The sequence below is a fragment of the Rhizobium sp. PEPV16 genome (assembly GCF_008919455.1).
GTDB lineage: Bacteria > Pseudomonadota > Alphaproteobacteria > Rhizobiales > Rhizobiaceae > Rhizobium > Rhizobium leguminosarum_Q.
Genome location: NZ_VSZV01000343.1, coordinates 49,302 through 49,564 on the forward strand (window position 1 = coordinate 49,302; position 263 = coordinate 49,564).

1 protein-coding gene is annotated in these 263 nt (G+C 65.0%); it reads left to right on the forward strand.

What is annotated here, in order from left to right:
- Positions 1–263, forward strand: a 263-nt coding sequence (locus tag FY112_RS38095; RefSeq protein WP_246700758.1) for a type II secretion system protein GspK, incomplete at both ends; no start/stop codon positions are given.

Consider the following 263-nt stretch of genomic DNA (forward strand, 5'->3'; position numbering starts at 1 on the left):
TACGCTGGAGCGGATCGGCAGTTCCGGTCGCCATGCTGTCCGGCTCGGTTTCCGGCAGGTGAAAGGATTGGCGGTCGCTGACGCCGCGCGCATCGTCGCGGCACGCATGGACAATGCCTTTGCCTCGGTTGATGATATGTGGCGCCGATCCGGCATGCCATCGGAAGCGCTCGTCCAGCTTGCCAAGGCCGATGCCTTTCTGCCGTCGCTGAAGCTTGAACGCCGCGACGCGCTCTGGGCGATCAAGGCGCTGCGCGACGAAC